This is a genomic window from Mesobacillus maritimus, from assembly GCF_044803185.1.
In the GTDB taxonomy this organism is placed as follows: Bacteria; Bacillota; Bacilli; order Bacillales; family Cytobacillaceae; genus Mesobacillus_B; species Mesobacillus_B maritimus_B.
Genome location: NZ_CP085225.1, coordinates 2,709,683 through 2,726,853 on the forward strand (window position 1 = coordinate 2,709,683; position 17,171 = coordinate 2,726,853).

A 17,171-nucleotide genomic window follows, 5' to 3' on the forward strand; every position below is an offset into this window, starting at 1 on the left:
TCTAAGGAGTGGAATGATGGCATTTGTTAGTCCGCAGCAAGTAATTGAAAATATGGTTCAAGCAGGGGAGACAAAGGCAAAATTGCCAACAAAAGATCTACTAATACGAGGGGGGCTAGCGGGTGCCCTTCTCGGGTTTGGTACGACTTTGGCCTATACTGCTGAGGTACAGACAGGGCTAGGAATCATTGGGGCCTTACTTTTTCCAACTGCCTTTGTCATTATTATTTTACTAGGACTTGAATTGGTAACGGGAAGTTTTGCTTTAATCCCAGTAGCTGTGATGGAAAAGCGGGCATCCATAGGACAAATGCTCAAAAATTGGTTTTGGGTCATTATTGGACATTTAATTGGAGGAGCTCTGTATGCCTCCCTCTACCTCTTAGCGATTACCCAGCTTGGCCATGTAACAGACCATGCAATGATTACGAAAATATATGCTGTTGCTGAAGCGAAAACATTAGGGTACAAGAGCCTTGGGAGTGATGGTCTTATCGTTGTTTTTGTGAAAGCAATGTTGTGTAATTGGATGGTTACTCTTGGTGCGGTCATGGCAATGACGGCTAAGTCTGTAATCGGTAAAATTGTCGCAATGTGGCTCCCAATTTTAATGTTCTTTGCCCAAGGGTTTGAACATGCTGTAGTGAATATGTTTGTCATCCCTGCTGGAATGATGCTCGGTGCGAATATCACGATTGCGGATTGGTGGCTTTGGAATCAACTCCCTGTTTTAGTGGGCAATTTGGTTAGTGGCTTTCTATTTACTGGTTTAGCCTTATATATAACTCACCAACATTCGTCAGATGTTTTAGGTTTATTTAAAAAATCAAAAGCTCCGCTGACAAGTACCGAGCGGGAATCATTTTAGAGATGCGATGACCTGGGGAAAGAATTTATCGTCATTGTTTGTTGTAGGTGAGAGTGTTGCGTTTTTAGAAAAGAATTTCGTTAAACCATACTTCTTTATGGAAAACGGTACGGGACTACTTTGTTTTCTAAAAGTTTAAAAGACGTCATAAACAGAGACTGTTTGTGGCGTTTTTATTTTTAATTACCATCATATTTCAAGCTGTAGTGCAAATAATGAAATATAAACACTTGGGAGGGAAAGGCATGAGTACATGTGAGCTTTGTGGAAGGAAAGAAGTTGAGACGACTGTACATCACTTACTCCCAAAGGAGATGGGTGGGACTTTTGGAGAAACAGCAGACCTGTGCATCCCATGTCATAAGCAAATTCATGCTTTGTACACCAACCAAGAAATCGCTGCCCGACTTACTACCATAAAAGAATTACGCCAAGATGATAAGCTTTCTAGCTTTATAAAATGGATTCGAAAACAACCTGCAACGAAAATTATGAAAAACAGAAAGTCGAAAGAACGGAGAAGAAAGTAGGGTTGCATACCATGTACCATACTTCCATTTAGTGGTGAGGAAGCCTTCATGTACATTACTGCTTTTCATCGTAAGTCATTTCGGGGCACTAGTTAGATTTTTAATCCATAAAAATACCCTGGGAGTTCCCAGGGGTGTGATACATCGATTATACCGGATCATTGTCCACATCTACATAGGATTTCAAGGCATGGTCAAGGGCATTAAAGGCTTGGCCGAACGCTGCAGAAGATGAGACATCTCCTGCATTTTCTAATGCAGGCATTGCATGTTTAGCCTGAGTTAACGCTGTAATAGCATCTTCTAGCATGGTTCCTTTATCTCCATATTGCTCTCTGGCTGATTGAAGTTGTTGAATGCCTTGGTCTAAATCAATAGTACCGGGGTTGCTATATGCCTTTTCTACATCTTCTTTCACTTGCTGTAGGATTTCTTTCATCTTACACCCTCATTTCGTTTTCATTTTCCCCAATGTATTTTGACCTGAGACTCCAATTGCTATTCACCTACTGGATATAACTAGAATTATATGTAGAAGAGAAAAAGGATGTTTGTAGATAGAGTGCAGTGGTTTGTTGATAGAACGATGTAATGTGTAGATAGAGTGCCGAGATTTGTAGATAGAACTGAATATCGTGTAGATAGAGGGTTGGTTTGTAGATAGAATGTGTAATCGTGTTGATAGAATGTGCAGTTTTGTAGATAGAATGGAAAATCGTGTTGATAGAAAAGTAACTTATGGAGATAGAAGAACTATTCGTGTACATAGATTACTAAACGGTGTAGCTAGGCACCTAAATGTGAATTTCATACAACTGCGGTCCTTTTAACTACTTTTATTAGCATTCTATAAGGGTTCCTTCATACCGGATAGGACTTTTACACTATTTACCGTTCGGTTATCCATAAAATATTTTTCGGATTTTTATCAGAATATTATTTCAATATGGTAGACAATCTCACAATTTTGTATTTTAATAAGGTTAAGCTTTTAAATATTAAGATAATTTTAACAATGGGGGTAAGGAAATGAAAAGGACGTTTAAACGGGTTGCTCAGTTTTCTGCGTTGGCGAGCTTGTTAGCTTTAGCTGCCTGCGGTGGAGGCGGAGAGCAAGCAACTGGGGAAAAAGAAGGACAAGATAGTGGTGGGGAAGTTGTAAAAGCTGATATCGGTGTTGTTTCCTTCCTTAGTGGATCAGGGGCTGCATACGGAGAAGCGATTACAAGCGGACTTGAACTAGCGCTTGAAGAGATCAATGCAAAAGGCGAAGTCGAAATCAACCTCATTATCGAAGATTCTGCAGGTAAACAAGACCAGGCCTTGAATGCAGCACAAAAATTAATGAACTCTGAAAATGTTACAGCTCTAATTGGACCAACATTAAGTACTGAAATGAATGTTGTTGGACCTGAAGCAGACTTAAATGGAGTCCCAACAATCGGAACTTCGACAACAGCTGAAGGAATTCCACAACTTGGAGAGTACATCTTCCGTAACTCATTGCCTGAAGCATTAGCGATTCCAGCATCCATCGACAAAGCGATTGAAAAATACGATGCGAAAAAGGTTGCCATTATTTATGGAAATGATGACGTGTTTACAAAATCCGGATTTGACACAATGAAAGCAGCAGCTGAAGAAAAAGGGTTAGAAATTTTAACCATTGAGACATTCCAAAAAGGTCAATCTGACTACAATGCACAGCTTACAAAAATCAAAGGTCTAAACCCAGATTTAATTCTCGCTTCTGCTCTATATAATGAAGGAGCAGTTATTATGGACCAAGCCCGTAAAATGGGAATCGATGTTCCATTTGTTGGCGGTAACGGCTTTAACTCTCCAGAAGTTATTCAAATTGCCGGTGATGCTGCGGATGGCCTGATTGTTGCAACACCTTGGTACGCTGAAAAAGAAGATTCAAAGGTACAAGATTTCGTTAGCAAGTTTGAAGAAAAGTATGGCAAAAAGCCAGACCAGTTTGCAGCGCAAGCATATGACGCACTTTACATTTATGCTGAAGCATTGAAAAATGCTGGTTCTGATGACCGTGATGCTTTCCGTGATGCTCTAGCAGAAGTGAAAATCAATGGAATCCTTGGTGACTTTGCGTTTGACTCTGAAGGGGACGTTATCATGGAACCAACAGTATTGGTCATTGAAGATGGTGCATTTAAAGTTTTTGAATAATTTAGACACTTAAACAATATGGTTCGAACATAATGAAATTCATCAAGAGTGAAGACAATTTTTTAAAATTTTGATTCATGAATGAAATGCATTTTCGGGCAGTGTTATCCCAAAGCTTATGTGCTTAATATGGGTTATGCTGCCTTTTCTTTCATAACGACTCAGTTTTCCTTAAAAATTACGTAAGTAGGTGAGATGCCTTGTTAATAGAACAACTCATTAATGGATTAACATTAGGAAGTATATACGCAATTGTTGCCCTAGGTTTTACACTGGTTTTCGGGGTTCTGGGCATCATCAACATGGCACACGGAGAAATCTTCATGTTCGGTGCCTTTATCGGGGTCATGATCACTTCGATATTCGACGCTCCTCTGTGGGTGGCCTTCGGAGTAGCGATTCTTGTTACGGCGGTTTTAGGGTTTTTCCTTGAATCCTTTGCGTTAAGACCACTTCGAAGCAAACAAGGGGTGTCCCATCTAGCGCCATTGATTAGTACGATTGGCGTTTCAATCTTTCTTGAAAACCTTTCACACCATTTATTTGGTGCTGGGAACAAGCCATTTGAAGCACCTTTTGCAGAAATAAGTATTCAGTTCGGGTCCGTTACCGTTTATCTTGTGCAAATCGTTATTTTTATCATTTCTGTTATCTTAATGGTCGCTCTTTCATTCTGGTTAGGAAAAACAAAGGCAGGAAAGGCGTTACGAGCCACAGCGGAAAATCTTGAAACAGCCAGCCTTCTTGGCATCAATACAAAACGAATTATTACCATGACCGTTATCATTGCTTCGGCAATGGGAGGAATTGCCGGAATTCTTGTCGGAATGGCTTTTAACTCAGTTAACCCACAAATGGGATTATCAATGGGATTAAAAGGATTAGCCATCATCATTCTCGGTGGTATGGGCAATGTAAGGGGAGCTATGGCAGGTGGTCTTATTCTTGGATTGGCAGAAACATTCGTCGTTGTATACGGAGATTCTGGGTACAAGGATGCCATTGCTTTCTTGGCAATTATCGTTATTCTCCTTATCAGACCACAAGGATTATTTGGTAAAAAAATCACAACGTAAGAAGGTGTACCAATGCTAGCTGAATTAATCAATCCATATTATTTGCAAATTGGCTGTTTTGTTTTAATTAATATTATTCTCGCACTTAGCGTATACGTACCGCTCTCTACAGGGCAGTTATCATTAGCTAGTGCTGGTTTTATGGGCTTGGGAGCTTATACTTCTGCTCTATTAACGATTCATTTTGAATTACCTATTTTAGTTGGAATTATTGCGGGTACTTTAATGGCAGGACTTTTTGGAATCATCATTGGTCTTCCAACGTTAAGGCTTCAAGGTGTATATTTAGCCATTGTTACCCTTGGGTTCGGTGAAGTTATCCGGGTGGTGTTCGTAAACTGGGAATCATTAACGAAAGGATCTGTCGGAATCTCAGGTATTCCCCATATTGGGCGTGAGATTCTTAAAACGGTAAAAGAGTTTGGATTTAACCCGCAAAACATTGGGCTACAAAACAATCAATTTATCTTTCTAAGTATCTTTTTGCTCCTATTGGCTATTGCTATTTTCTTAGTTTGGTTCTTTAGAAGACAAAGTCGTTCTCGTGTTGGACGTGCCTATGCGGCAATCAACCTTGATGAAAAAGCAGCGGAATCAATGGGAATCAACATCACGTATTACAAGGTTTTGGCATTCACACAAGGGGCGTTACTCGCAGGATTTGCTGGTAGTTTATATGCTCATGTTCTTGCGTACATCAGTCCAGCGGATTTCTCTTATCATCGAGCGGTTGATATCCTCGTATTTACAATTTTCGGTGGTAGTGAAGTGATCTGGGGACCTGTTTTTGGTGCAATATTCCTAACCTTCTTACCAGAGGTTTTACGTTTTATTAGTGAATATCGATATATGATCTATGGTTTAATGATTATTATTCTGATGGCTGTTCGACCACAAGGGTTGATTGACGTAAATCTAATCAACTGGATTAAATCTAAAGTTTCGAAAAGGGGTGTCAAGCATGGTTCTAGCAGTGGAAAAAGCATGTAAAAACTTCGGTGGTCTAGCAGCCGTATCTGATGTCTCATTTTCGTTACAAAAGGGTGAAATCTTTGGCTTAATCGGACCAAATGGAGCAGGGAAAACGACGATGTTTAATTTAATAACGTCAATGTTCCCGTTGACATCAGGAGAAATTATTTTTAGAGATGAAAATATTAGTGGTCTAAAACCGAATAAGATTACCGAGAAGGGCATTTGTCGTACGTTCCAAAATATTCGTCTGTTCCCAAAAATGTCAGCAGAAGAGAATGTGATGGTAGGTGTCCATTGTCGTAGTAAATCTGGTGTTTTAAGTAGTGTTTTTCGTACTAAATCGCAGCGTAAGGAGGAAGAACAAATCCGGAAACGCGCCAATGAATTGCTTGAATTTGTTGGGCTCGATGGGTTTGCAGATGTAACCGCAGAGAACCTCGCTTATGGACAACAAAGGCGGCTTGAAATCGCTCGTGCAATGGCAAGTGATCCGGAACTTCTACTATTAGATGAACCGGCTGCAGGGATGAATGAGACGGAAACGAGTGATCTCTTTCAACTAATTAAAAAGATTCAAACTCGAGGCATTACCGTACTATTAATTGAGCACGATATGCCCCTTGTAATGAATTTATGTGACCGAATCGCGGTTCTTAATTTTGGTAAGAAAATTGCAGAAGGGACACCAGAAGAGATTCAAAATAATCCAGATGTCATCGAGGCCTACCTCGGCAGTGAGGAGGAGGAAGAATATGCTTAAGGTTAGTGGAATTAATGCTTCTTATGGAAAGATACAAGTCTTAAAAAATATTTCTCTTGAAGTAGAGGAAGGAAGTATTGTCACAATTCTTGGTGCGAACGGTGCCGGGAAAACGACGACGATGAAGTCCATTTCTGGTCTACTAAAACCACAGGAGGGAAAAATTGAATTCCTTGGGGAGAACGTAACCGGCTTAAGACCTGATCAACTGTTAAAGAAAGGAATTGCTCTTGTTCCTGAAGGTAGGCAGATTCTTGCTGGAATGACTGTTCTGGAAAATCTAGAAATGGGAGCGTATCATCGAAAGGACAACGATATCGGTCAAGACCTCGAGAAAATGTTTGCTCGTTTTCCGATTTTAAAAGAAAGAGAAAAACAACTTGGTGGTACTCTTTCCGGTGGTCAGCAACAGATGCTTGCGATTGCTCGAGCGATTATGAGTCGTCCAAAGCTCTTGCTTCTAGATGAACCATCAATGGGACTTGCTCCCCTAGTTGTAGCTGATATTTTTAAAATTATTAAAGAAATCAACCAAACCGGTACAACGGTTCTACTAGTTGAACAGAATGCAAGACAAGCATTGAAGGTTTCCGATTATGGGTACGTTTTAGAAACGGGAAAAATGATTGCGGACGGAAAATCAACGGACCTTCTGAATGACCCACGGATTATGGAAGCATATCTTGGACGTAAATCAAGTTAAATTCTATTTACAACCTGGCTGGCATCGTAGATGTCAGCCGTTTCATTTTTTAAAAAGAAGATCATTAGAAATTGGAAAAAATTGTTTCAAAAGAGTCGAATGTCATTTATAGTATTTCTAGGTGGTCATTCATCTGGAATTTATGGTATTTAGATAAAGGGGGAGCATTGGTGCACGCGATGATTGAGGTTAAAGGGGTATCAAAATCATTTGGTGATCAGCTGGTTTTGAAGGATGTCAACTTTACTGTTGAACCTGGACAAATTGTGGGACTTTTAGGTCCAAACGGAGCAGGGAAGACGACTATTATCCGAATTTTAAATGGTGTTATTAAAGCAGAAGCAGGAACAATCTCAATCATGGGGTTAAGTCCAAATCATCATGGAGATGAAATTCGCGCTTTATCAGGAATCGTGACCGAAAGCGCAGGGTTGTATCATCAAATGACTGGTAAAGAGAACTTAGACTTCTTTGCTGATTTATATGGTGTGACCGATGCAAATCAAATACCGAAACTATTAAAATTGTTTGAACTGAGCGGACATGAAGAAAAACCGGTTGGCACTTACAGTACGGGAATGAAGAAAAGGCTTGCTTTGTGCAAAGCGCTTTTACATAACCCGAAAATCTTATTTTTAGATGAACCAACAAACGGACTAGACCCTGATGGGATCAAAATGGTCCTCTCCTATTTGAAAAAATACAATGAAGAAACAGGGACTACAATCATTATTTGTTCTCATCTGTTGCATCAGCTTGAGCCAATCTGTGATTCGTTTGCCTTCCTAGAGAACAGAACCATCATTGAACAAGGCTCTATTTCAGAACTAGAGAAAACCTATTTAACAGATATTATCGTACGAGTCGGAACGAATTTTACTCCAATAGGAAACACGATAGTAGGATACCCTTGTGAGCACATCCCAGGAGAAATTCTGGTAACTCTCCCTTCAAAGGAAGAAATCTCGACAATATTAAGAGAGCTATTAAAAAATCATCAAGTTTATTCAGTCGACATTGTAAATAATGACCTCGAATCCATTTATTTTAAAGTAAGGGAGAGTGTTAATCGATGAACAAGCGAATGATGAAGGCGATTATTAAAAAAGATTTAAGAGATATATTCCGGACGAAAAGTTTATTGACTACAATTATCATCATCCCGATTATGTTTTCACTCGTATTTCCCACCGTGTTAATAGGCGCAGCTCTGTTATTTGATCTTGAAAAAGCAATGGGTGCGGATATGCAGAAAATGATTGGAATGTTTTTAGCAGAAACAAAGAATGGTACAGTTCCCCTCGAAACAACGGAACAACAGATTGTCTATCTTTTTATCAACTATTTGTTACCGTCCTTGTTTTTACTTGTTCCGATTATTACAGCAAGTGTCGTCGCGGCAAACAGCTTTGTAGGCGAAAAAGAGCGTAGAACACTTGAGAGCCTCTTGTTTTCACCTGTTTCGATAAAAACGTTATTTATTAGTAAAACACTAGCTTCGTTTATTCCATCCTTCCTAGTTTCAGTCATTAGTTTTATCCTCTGTGGCTTCATCATTAACGGGCTAGGATACCAATTGTTTGGGGAAATCATATTTCCATCAAGTAACTGGATTGCCTTAATTGCCTGTCTATCTCCGATGGTTACATTAATGACGGTTTTATTAAATATCTTTATCTCTTCAAGAGTGAAAACCTATCAAGAGGCACAAAACATTGGTGGGATAATTGTTCTTCCTGTTATCGGCTTAATCGTTGGCCAAGCAAGTGGGCTGTTCTTAGTGGGAGCACAGCTAACCTTAATCATCTCTGCTGCGATTTTGCTGATTAATCTTGTATTGCTTCAACGAATGACAAAACTAAATGATCGCCATGTTTTGTTTGAGAAGCAGATACATTGATATTAAAGGGGAAAGGCACATCATACAATCTGTGTGTAAATCCAAAACCAAATAGCAAGGAAATGAAATAGTCCAATCCTCAAAGGTTGGACTATTTGTTTTTAGGAAAAAATAAATGAAATAAATGGTACCACTAACGTAAGCAACAAAGCAGAGGTCGTCATTGCGATACTTCCCATGGCACCTTCTTCCTCTCCCCAAACGAGTGAAGTGTTTGCTCCAATCATTTGTGCCGAGGTCCCCATTGCCAAGCCTTTTGCAGATTTACTTTTAATCCCGAATCGTTTAAATAACCTTGGTCCCATCCACACCGATAGTAAGGCGGAAATAATGACGGAAAGGATCGTCGTTGATCCAATTCCTCCGAGGTCATCTGAGATTGTTAAAGCTATCGGAAGAGTAACCGATCGTGGAATAAGGGAGGCGAGTAACTGGTCCTGTAGGTGGAAAATCTGTGACATGATTACAACAGCTATCACTCCCATAGATGTCCCAGACACAACACCAGCTATAATCTTTTTATAATTCCTTTTTAAAAACGCCCATTGTTTATATAACGGTACGGCTAATGAAACAACCGCTAGCTGTAGGAGTTGGCTAAATACTGAGCTAGCCTGTTGGTATGTTTCCTCATTCACATGAAAAACAAGTAGCAAGAATACTAATAAGAGTGATCCGATGAACAGCGGATTTAACCATGCTTTTTTATATTTAAGATAAAGTTTTAGACTTAGAAGATAACAACAAAGAGTAAGTAAGATACAAACCAGGGTACTAAAGATAAGGGTCATTTGGTTTTCCTCCTTTTTCGTTTTTCATACCATTCAACCGTTAAAGCGGTGCCCAACAAACAGCTCACACTGCTCACCATTAAAATGATCATAATTTCCCACTGTAACACTCTAAAAAAACTAGAAGAAACTATCAAGGTAGCAATTGGAGGAATAAATAATAATGGAAGATGTTTTAATTGAAACGAAGAAACCTTTTCAATCCATTCTAGTTTAATCATCCCAGTTAAAAGGAACAGAAATAACAGAATCATTCCCAAAACACTAGCAGGAACGGGTATTGGAAAAACATTCACAATACCATAGCCAAGGAGAAGGAATCCAATGAGAATGAAAAGCTGAAAAAACCAACTTATTTTCATAATTAATCTCCTCCAATCGCTAAATTCTATTTTTAGCTTAGACTAGAAAAAGTGCTTTGTCAGCAAACTCGTTAGGAAAGTTAACGTGACTTTGAAGTTTTGGAAGGAATCCTGACAAAAGGTGATGAAGGCATATTAAAAAGGGGGGGCAGGAGGGAAGTCCTTGTAAATCACGGAAGACCCGCTACTCAATGAGAGGCAGGTCGTTACTTCAAATGTTTAGTGTGCCATATCATATACACTTACAAAAGTAGCCATGTAACGCACAAATCCATGAAGGGCAATTAATTCAGCGATGCCTTCCTTTGTCACTCCATGATATTCTTCAAGGTTTTTAAGTACATTTCTATCCACATTTATCGGATTAACTGCTAATGATTTTGCTAATTGTGCGACAAGAATCTGTCTTTCGTTCATTCGCTGAGGATAATTTTCTTGTAGGAGCTCTTCAAATTGTTGGCGATTCCAGCCCATTTCTTTTTTTAAAATCATTAGATGTGCAACGAGTAATTCCTGAACTCCGAGGGTATGAGCGATAACAGCAGCACAAATTCTTTTATCTTCATGTTCGGCTTTCCCTGTTTTAAATGTGACTCCTGCTAGGGCCCAGAGTCTTGGTAAAACACCTGCATCTGCAGCTGCATAATAGGTGTTTGGAATCGAGCCATAATACTTTTGTACTTCATGGAGCACCTTCTTTGTTCTATCATCATATTGGTTCATGCAATCCATCCTCCTTTTGGAATATTCAGAATAATAGTACCATACTTTATATCCTTTTAGCCTAAATCGTGTAAAAATAAGAAGAGAGTTCATTTTTCTCTTGCTATATATCTCATTTGTGGGATAATTTAAAAAAGTTAAAAAGATTTGTAGAAATAATAGCTTGGATATCAGGGGGAGGGATAATGATTATTACTTTTTATCAAGCAAGAATACCTAATTGGTTGTTTTATTAAACTCGCAATGTTTTCTAAGTGAATAGGTTTTTAGATGTTTATTTTTTTGGCCTAATGCTTTTGTGCAGTAACGCGGTTATGCGTTTAGCCGTTACAATCTTCTGATCAGGTAAGTCATATACATAATTGATGGGGTGGGTTTAGTGAAAGTAGTCAGTACTAGTCAAATAATCGACAATAGTCGTTTTAACAGGTTCCATTTATCACTAATCTTTTGGTGTTTTTTCATTATTATTATTGACGGCTATGATGTTGTTATATATGGTTCGGTTGTGCCCTCATTGATTGACGAATGGTCAATCAGTTCAGTAACAGCAGGGGCAATTGGTAGTTATGCGGCAGCTGGAACCGCTATAGGAGCTGTAATATTCGGGCTATGGGCTGACAAAATTGGTCGGAAAAAGGTCATTTTGCTCTGTACGACACTGTTCAGTGTTTTTACTCCATTAGCAGGATTCGCCAATGACCCGGTAACCTTTTCGATTTTCCGAGTGATTGCGGGGCTAGGGCTTGGTGGTGTGATGCCAAACGTTATTGCGTTAACGACAGAATATGCACCAAAACGGATGAGAAGTGCAATCGTTTCTTTTGTATTTTGTGGCTATTCTCTCGGGGCCATCGCTGCTGCTCTCATCAGTAAAAGTTTGCTACCGACGATGGGGTGGAAACCGATTTTCTGGATTGCCAGTGTGCCATTACTGTTACTTCCGGTTATCGCAAAAGCGATTCCCGAATCCACCAACTTTCTATTAACAAACGGGAGAGAAAAACAAATTAAGAGTATTCTAAAAGAAGTGGATCCTCAGCTCGAATTAGGGAAGCAGGTACATTTCGAAAAGATAAAATCGAAAGAAAAAGGGTCTCCGCTAGTCAAATTATTTGAGCAGAAGCGAGCAATGAGCACAATCATGTTCTGGATTTCTTGTTTTTGTTGTTTTGTCCTCATTTATGCGATGAATACATGGTTGCCAAAACTCCTTCTCCAAGCAGGATATAGTTTAAGCTCAAGTCTAGTGTTTGTGGCGGTTATGAATGTGGGGGCAATTGTTGGAACCATCGTTTTCGGGCGGCTAACCGATAAATGGGGCTTTAAAAAGGTGATGATCCCTCTTTATGTCTTAGGTGGTGTCGCTCTCTCTGCTATTGGTCTCACTAAAAATCCGATTTTTGCCTACGCTTTAATTGGAATCATCGGGGCAGCCTCTGTGGGGGTTCAAAATATCAGCAATGCTTTTGTCTCCCAATATTACCCACCATCCATGCGATCAACGGGTGTTGGTGCAACAATGGCTTTTGGACGGGTGGGGGGAATATTCGCCCCAACCTTTGTAGGGGTTTTGCTAACAATGAACTTGCCAGCTGAGATGAATTTTACGGTGATTGCCATGGCGTCGGTTGTAGGTGGAATTGCGATATTCTTTGTCCAAGAACAATACGCACACTATAGCCATGAATTGAATGGCCATACGGAGTCTTATCCGAAGAATAAAAAGGTTGCACATGGTTCATAATTTGTATAAACCTACTAATCTATTAAAGATTAATTACTGTAGTGTAGAACTGAATGAGAATATTCGAAATAAACTTGAAATGATTTCTATATATGCAATAATTGTTGAATAGTTAGAAAAGACGTTATCATCAACTAGGGGGGATTGTTTTGTCTAAGGTTAAATCAGCAATTGTGGTAGGTGGAGGAATTGGCGGGCTTGTCACTGCGCTTAAACTTCACCGCGTTGGTGTGTCAGTACGTGTGTTTGAAAGTGTAGAGAACATTCAAGCACTGGGGGTCGGGATTAATCTACTTCCTCATGCTGTACGTGTTCTCACTGAACTCGGGCTGGCCGGGGAGCTAGAGAAAACAGGGATCCCAACGGCAGAACTCATTTATTTTAACAAATATGGCAAAAAAATATGGCAGGAAGCACGGGGAAGGGATGCAGGGTATCACTGGCCGCAATATTCCATTCACCGTGGGAAGCTGCAAATGCTTTTATTAGAAGCAGTAAAAGAACAATTGGGTGAAAAAGCTGTTTTCACTGGTCATCATTTAAAATCCTTTCAAATGTTTGGGGATGTGGTGGTTGCTCAGTTTGAAGATAGGAAAACAGGAACACAACTCGGCTCCTTCAGAGCGGATATGCTAATAGCAGCAGATGGTATTCACTCAACAGTTCGTAAATTTTATTACCCCGATGAAGGACAACCAAAGTTTAGCGGTCGAATATTGTGGAGGGGAATTACGGAGTCCACACCGTTTTTAACTGGGAAATCTATGATTATGGCAGGTTATCAAGACCAGAAGTTTGTCGCCTACCCTGTCTGTCCTGATACAGCGGCAAAAGGGCGATCTCTCGTTAACTGGATAGCGGAGCTGACAGTTGGAGATGAAATGCCTTCCCGTGCAGACTGGAATAAGAAAATCGATAAAGAAAAATTTGGCCCAGCGTTTGCCTCATGGAATTTTGGCTGGTTGAATGTACCGAAATTAATAGAAGAAACGGAAGCTGTATATGAATTTCCAATGGTGGATCGGGACCCACTACCGCAATGGACATTTGGTCGTGTCACTTTATTAGGTGATGCTGCCCATCCGATGTATCCTATCGGCTCGAACGGTGCCTCACAAGCCATTTTGGATGCCGATGCATTAGCTAATGCTGTAAAAGCACAACGAACTGCCGAACAAGCCTTACGTGCCTATGAAGAAGCACGGTTAAAACCGACGGCGAATATCGTTTATAGCAACCGCGGAAATGGACCGGAGCAAGTCATGCAAATAGTTGAGGATCGTGCGCCAAAGGGATTTGAACAGTTACATGATGTCATTTCCCAGCAGGAGTTAGAGGAGATTACCAATAAGTACAAACAAATCGCTGGCTTTGACCAAAAATCACTAAATGCGAAGCAAGGAGCACTGTAAATGGTTGAACATATTGTTTTAATAAAACTAGCCAAAAGTGTGAGCCAAGAACAAAAAGAAGAGTTAATTTCTAAGACTTGTAAATTAAAAGATTTGATCCCAGGAATAATAGACCTCCAACAAGGGATCAATTTTTCACCTCGTAGCCAGGGTTATGAAATTGGCTTAACGGTCCGATTTGAAAATCAAGAGGCATTAGAAAATTATCTGCCTCACCCTGACCATCAAGAAATTCTTGCTTATTTAAAAGAAATTGGCCTGGAGGATCTCTTGGTTGTTGATTTTACTATTTAAATAGAAATAACAAAATTATAATAGACCGTCTCAGGTAGACAATTAACCTAGACGGTCTTTCCTTGATTATTTTATAAAATAATCAGTGATATTTGTTTCAATAAAACTGGTATCCAGAACTAATGTATTTTCTAGTAATTTTTTATCAAGCGCGTTTAATAGTCGGGTCATTTCCTCACTTTTTTCCTCATTTTGTATAAATTCAACCCCGTATCGGAACAAGTCTTGCTGTTCTTGCTGGTAAATGAGTTTCCCTAAAGTAGTAATTTCTTGCCCTAAGATCTGTGTCGTAAACTGAATGGTCATCTTTGTTTCTAGTGAGAGTTTGATATCAGAGATAAACCTTAAGCCGTTGGCGCCAATATCTTCAATGAGAACATTGGTTTTCCCTAGATTAATATCTTTGCCATTCAGTTCAACAATCGTCATATCTGCTTCTAAATAGCAGGGAAACGCAATCCGAGCCTCGTTGCGTTTGTCAGGGAGTAGGTTTGTTTGATCATCGTATGAAACAGATTTTTCAATAAGAAAACGTTCAAATTCGTTTACAGGTTTAGGTCGACTGAATAAATATCCTTGAACCTCATTGCAGTCTAAATGGCGTAGGAGGGTGAGCTGTTCTTCGTGCTCGACACCTTCAGCAACAACATTGATGTTCAATTGTTTTGCTAAATTGATAATAAATTGGATAATCGCTCTACTCTCTGAATTTACATGTATATCTCGGATAAAAGCTTTATCCAATTTTATCGTCTCAAACGAGAAATTTCTTAAAGAAGCCAATGAGGAAAAGCCTGTGCCGAAGTCATCAAGCGCCACTCCTACACCTAAATTTTGAATTTTATCAATTGTTTCTGCTACTTCTGTTTCCTTCTCTAAAATCATACTTTCTGTAATTTCAATTTCAATTAAGTTCCCATCAATTTCAGTTTGTTCTAAGATAGATGAAATGCTGTGAACGATGTCAGACTGTAAAATTTGAAGGACTGAAAAATTTAACGAAACCTTAATAGGTTCATAGCCTTTTTTCTCCCAAGACTTAATCTGTCTACAAACGGTTTTAAGAACCCATTTACCAATCGGAATAACTAATCCTGATTCCTCTGCTAAAAAGATAAATTCCGCTGGAGAGACCATTCCCCATTCAGGATGATGCCAGCGAATAAGCGCTTCTGCTCCCAAAATTATATTCGTTTTCACACAAACCTTTGGTTGATAATACAATTCAAACTGATTCTCATTAATGGCTTTTCTTAAATCGTTTTGGAGGGCAAACGTCTTGTAGGTTTTGATGTTCATTGTGGGTGTGAACATTTGGAACCCATTTTTTCCATTTTCCTTAACTAAGTACATCGCCAAGTCTGCATTTTTCATCAACGATTTACTATCGGTACCCGAATCAGGGAAAAGGCTAATTCCGATACTTGCGGTGATAAATAGCTCTAACTGCTCAATCATAACAGGCTGTTCAAATCTAGTCTTAATACGGTTGGCAATTGCTTCGACACAGGCATTACTTGTTTGATCTGTTACTAAAATGATAAATTCATCGCCTGCCAATCTAGCAACAACATCATTTTCCCAAACACAACTTTTTAATGCCTTTGCAATCTCGATTAATACTTTATCCCCAATATCATGACCAAGAGTATCATTGATAAATTTAAACTGATCCAAGTCGATAAACATAACAGCAAGCCTGGAGTCGTTTTCTTTTGCTCTTTCTAATTCTGACTCTAGTTTTTGTTCCAAGTATCTTCGATTGGGTAGGTCTGTTAGGTAGTCATGGAAGGCCATATAATGAACTTCTTCTTGAGCCTTTTTAATTTCACTAATATCTTGATAGTTTACAACAATGCCTTGTACATTAGGGTCATCTAATAAATTGGTGCCAATAACATTAAAGGACCGCCATTCACCGTTTTTGTGCTTAAATCTTATATCGGTTGTGACTTTTTCACCAGGGTTTATGAACAGACCAGTTAGTATCTTTTTAGCGTGATCAATATCATTTGGATTGGTGATAGCAAACAGGTCATGCTTTAGGACCTCGCATATTTCTTCATATTTATATCCCAAAGCATTTTCAATGGAAGGACTTTGATATAACAAGTCCATATCTTTTCCGATAACACTAATGAAATCAAATGAATTTTGAATTAATGAGCGAAATCGCTCTTCTTGTTGCTCCTTAATCGCCCGTAATTCATTTTCTTCTGTGATATCTTTCCCAATGACAAAAATCCCCAATGTTTCCCCATCCTCAGATGAAAATGGAACTGCATCCGTACAGACATTTTTTACTTTACCACTCTTATGAACGATTCTAAATTTTCTTCTTTTTGGATGACCAGAAAGTGTTTCCTCAAAATAACCAGTAACCATTGGCTGGTCATCCGGATGAATGAGAAATTGAAATTTTTCACCAATACATTCATTAAGCTGATAGCCGGTTAAGTCTGTATAGCCTTTGTTACATTCAATTAAATACCCCTCTATATCAATCACGTAGATTGCATCTGGATGAAGGTCAAATAGTGTTTGATAAAGATGTTGTTCTAATTTTAAATAAGATCTTAATTTTGTTATGTTTTCAGCCAATGTCAAAAGATGACCACCTTTATTCCTACAGGTTTCTTCTTTGTATTATACAAGTGAATTCTACACAATACATTAAAATTCAGCCTGTTTAGGTATAATAATATTTACCATTTGAGTACCATTTTAGCTAGGTCGAAACGTAACGATTATTTCGGGTGAAGCTGCAGCCTCCAAAGGTGGCTAACCTCCCTCGTTAAGTTTTTGAAGGGTGGAGCCACCTTTTGCTATGTTTTTTGGAG

At 39.1% G+C, this 17,171-nt stretch carries 17 protein-coding genes; 12 read left to right on the plus strand and 5 right to left on the minus strand.

Annotated features, from left to right (window positions below; genetic code table 11):
* Window positions 1–13: 13 nt before the first annotated feature.
* Together LG336_RS13095 and LG336_RS13100 are read left to right on the plus strand one after the other, a co-directional pair.
* Window positions 14–868, plus strand: a complete 855-nt coding sequence (locus LG336_RS13095; protein ID WP_404332940.1) for a formate/nitrite transporter family protein — start codon at window positions 14–16, stop codon at window positions 866–868.
* Between the two features lie 245 nt (window positions 869–1,113).
* Window positions 1,114–1,398: an HNH endonuclease gene (locus LG336_RS13100; RefSeq protein WP_404332941.1), complete on the plus strand. Its 285-nt coding sequence runs from the start codon at window positions 1,114–1,116 to the stop codon at window positions 1,396–1,398.
* Window positions 1,399–1,546: 148 nt separating this feature from the next.
* On the opposite strand, the gene LG336_RS13105 is transcribed toward LG336_RS13100, so the two are convergent.
* Complete coding sequence (locus LG336_RS13105) at window positions 1,547–1,837, minus strand: hypothetical protein (protein ID WP_404332942.1); 291 nt, start codon at window positions 1,835–1,837, stop codon at window positions 1,547–1,549.
* Window positions 1,838–2,427: 590 nt separating this feature from the next.
* Here LG336_RS13105 and LG336_RS13110 point away from each other — a divergent pair.
* The 7 genes from LG336_RS13110 to LG336_RS13140 all read left to right on the plus strand — a co-directional run bounded on the left by LG336_RS13110 (window position 2,428) and on the right by LG336_RS13140 (window position 9,002).
* Entirely contained in the window at window positions 2,428–3,588 is a 1,161-nt protein-coding gene (locus LG336_RS13110) for an ABC transporter substrate-binding protein (protein ID WP_404332943.1), read from the plus strand.
* 200 nt (window positions 3,589–3,788) lie between these two features.
* Window positions 3,789–4,664, plus strand: coding sequence for a branched-chain amino acid ABC transporter permease (locus LG336_RS13115; RefSeq protein WP_404332944.1), 876 nt, complete (start codon window positions 3,789–3,791; stop codon window positions 4,662–4,664).
* Between the two features lie 12 nt (window positions 4,665–4,676).
* Complete coding sequence (locus tag LG336_RS13120; protein ID WP_404332945.1) at window positions 4,677–5,654, plus strand: branched-chain amino acid ABC transporter permease; 978 nt, start codon at window positions 4,677–4,679, stop codon at window positions 5,652–5,654.
* The gene (locus tag LG336_RS13125; RefSeq protein ID WP_404332946.1) at window positions 5,626–6,399 is read left to right on the plus strand and encodes an ABC transporter ATP-binding protein; all 774 of its coding nucleotides are present in this window, start codon (window positions 5,626–5,628) and stop codon (window positions 6,397–6,399) included. Before LG336_RS13120 ends, LG336_RS13125 begins: the two co-directional genes overlap by 29 nt.
* On the plus strand, window positions 6,392–7,102 hold the full coding sequence (locus LG336_RS13130; RefSeq protein WP_404332947.1) for an ABC transporter ATP-binding protein: 711 nt from the start codon (window positions 6,392–6,394) through the stop codon (window positions 7,100–7,102). Before LG336_RS13125 ends, LG336_RS13130 begins: the two co-directional genes overlap by 8 nt.
* Window positions 7,103–7,173: 71 nt before the next feature.
* Window positions 7,174–8,178 carry an ABC transporter ATP-binding protein gene (locus LG336_RS13135; protein ID WP_404332948.1) on the plus strand — a complete coding sequence of 335 codons (1,005 nt, stop codon included), beginning with the start codon at window positions 7,174–7,176 and terminating at the stop codon, window positions 8,176–8,178.
* Window positions 8,175–9,002, plus strand: a complete 828-nt coding sequence (locus tag LG336_RS13140; RefSeq protein WP_404332949.1) for an ABC transporter permease — start codon at window positions 8,175–8,177, stop codon at window positions 9,000–9,002. The genes LG336_RS13135 and LG336_RS13140 overlap by 4 nt, the downstream gene beginning before the upstream one ends.
* 101 nt (window positions 9,003–9,103) lie before the next feature.
* Here the strand turns inward: LG336_RS13140 and LG336_RS13145 are convergent, their stop codons facing one another.
* From LG336_RS13145 to LG336_RS13155, 3 genes are all read right to left on the minus strand, one after another.
* Window positions 9,104–9,793: an LrgB family protein gene (locus LG336_RS13145; protein ID WP_404332950.1), complete on the minus strand. Its 690-nt coding sequence runs from the start codon at window positions 9,791–9,793 to the stop codon at window positions 9,104–9,106.
* Window positions 9,790–10,155, minus strand: a complete 366-nt coding sequence (locus LG336_RS13150) for a CidA/LrgA family protein (RefSeq protein ID WP_404332951.1) — start codon at window positions 10,153–10,155, stop codon at window positions 9,790–9,792. Before LG336_RS13150 ends, LG336_RS13145 begins: the two co-directional genes overlap by 4 nt.
* Before the next feature lie 219 nt (window positions 10,156–10,374).
* Entirely contained in the window at window positions 10,375–10,878 is a 504-nt protein-coding gene (locus LG336_RS13155; RefSeq protein WP_404332952.1) for a hypothetical protein, read from the minus strand.
* A 379-nt stretch (window positions 10,879–11,257) separates the two neighbouring features.
* Here LG336_RS13155 and LG336_RS13160 point away from each other — a divergent pair, with 379 nt between their 5' ends.
* From LG336_RS13160 to LG336_RS13170, 3 genes are all read left to right on the plus strand, one after another.
* Window positions 11,258–12,625: an MFS transporter gene (locus tag LG336_RS13160; protein ID WP_404332953.1), complete on the plus strand. Its 1,368-nt coding sequence runs from the start codon at window positions 11,258–11,260 to the stop codon at window positions 12,623–12,625.
* Window positions 12,626–12,774: 149 nt separating this feature from the next.
* A complete protein-coding gene (locus LG336_RS13165; protein WP_404332954.1) occupies window positions 12,775–14,037 on the plus strand; it encodes a flavin-dependent oxidoreductase in 1,263 nt (420 codons plus the stop codon).
* Entirely contained in the window at window positions 14,038–14,331 is a 294-nt protein-coding gene (locus LG336_RS13170) for a Dabb family protein (RefSeq protein ID WP_404332955.1), read from the plus strand.
* Window positions 14,332–14,397: 66 nt separating this feature from the next.
* On the opposite strand, the gene LG336_RS13175 is transcribed toward LG336_RS13170, so the two are convergent.
* Window positions 14,398–16,938 carry an EAL domain-containing protein gene (locus LG336_RS13175; RefSeq protein ID WP_404332956.1) on the minus strand — a complete coding sequence of 847 codons (2,541 nt, stop codon included), beginning with the start codon at window positions 16,936–16,938 and terminating at the stop codon, window positions 14,398–14,400.
* Window positions 16,939–17,171 lie beyond the last annotated feature (233 nt).

What these genes read in the sequence shown, in the direction of transcription:
- LG336_RS13170 (WP_404332955.1), top strand. Translation starts at nt 14,038, where the DNA reads ATGGTTGAACATATTGTTTTAATAAAACTAGCCAAAAGTGTGAGCCAA.
- LG336_RS13095 (WP_404332940.1), top strand. Translation starts at nt 14, where the DNA reads ATGATGGCATTTGTTAGTCCGCAGCAAGTAATTGAAAATATGGTTCAA.
- LG336_RS13140 (WP_404332949.1), top strand. Translation starts at nt 8,175, where the DNA reads ATGAACAAGCGAATGATGAAGGCGATTATTAAAAAAGATTTAAGAGAT.
- LG336_RS13105 (WP_404332942.1), bottom strand. Translation starts at nt 1,837, where the DNA reads ATGAAAGAAATCCTACAGCAAGTGAAAGAAGATGTAGAAAAGGCATAT.
- LG336_RS13110 (WP_404332943.1), top strand. Translation starts at nt 2,428, where the DNA reads ATGAAAAGGACGTTTAAACGGGTTGCTCAGTTTTCTGCGTTGGCGAGC.
- LG336_RS13150 (WP_404332951.1), bottom strand. Translation starts at nt 10,155, where the DNA reads ATGAAAATAAGTTGGTTTTTTCAGCTTTTCATTCTCATTGGATTCCTT.
- LG336_RS13125 (WP_404332946.1), top strand. Translation starts at nt 5,626, where the DNA reads ATGGTTCTAGCAGTGGAAAAAGCATGTAAAAACTTCGGTGGTCTAGCA.
- LG336_RS13155 (WP_404332952.1), bottom strand. Translation starts at nt 10,878, where the DNA reads ATGAACCAATATGATGATAGAACAAAGAAGGTGCTCCATGAAGTACAA.
- LG336_RS13145 (WP_404332950.1), bottom strand. Translation starts at nt 9,793, where the DNA reads ATGACCCTTATCTTTAGTACCCTGGTTTGTATCTTACTTACTCTTTGT.
- LG336_RS13130 (WP_404332947.1), top strand. Translation starts at nt 6,392, where the DNA reads ATGCTTAAGGTTAGTGGAATTAATGCTTCTTATGGAAAGATACAAGTC.
- LG336_RS13120 (WP_404332945.1), top strand. Translation starts at nt 4,677, where the DNA reads ATGCTAGCTGAATTAATCAATCCATATTATTTGCAAATTGGCTGTTTT.
- LG336_RS13100 (WP_404332941.1), top strand. Translation starts at nt 1,114, where the DNA reads ATGAGTACATGTGAGCTTTGTGGAAGGAAAGAAGTTGAGACGACTGTA.